Consider the following 288-nt stretch of genomic DNA (forward strand, 5'->3'; position numbering starts at 1 on the left):
AAAAGGATATTTTGAGAAATCAGACCTTGAATTTTTTCATTGACCGAACTGATATAATTTTTTAATTGGCTCACAAAATCAAAATCGAAGGTTATTTTCCCTGTAATCGTCTTTTTAGCATTTTCTAACACTTCAAAAAAATAGCTTCTCTCTTTTTCGCTTGGCAATGGATTGAGAGCATATTCTCTTGATAAATTGTTCAAAATACCTTTTTGTTGCTCTATTTTTTCATCCAATTGACTTAACTCGTCCGATTTGCCCCATATTTTCGTTTCTAAGCCGTTTTTT

Annotated in this window: 1 protein-coding gene; it reads right to left on the reverse strand. The window is 31.2% G+C overall.

Annotation, left to right across the window (positions count from 1 at the left end):
- Positions 1–288 (reverse strand): hypothetical protein (locus HMPREF2837_RS11350; RefSeq protein WP_186823191.1); only part of this gene is annotated, 288 nt, incomplete at both ends.

Origin of the sequence: Streptococcus sp. HMSC071D03, from assembly GCF_001812125.1 — a bacterium.
GTDB lineage: Bacteria > Bacillota > Bacilli > Lactobacillales > Streptococcaceae > Streptococcus > Streptococcus pseudopneumoniae_N.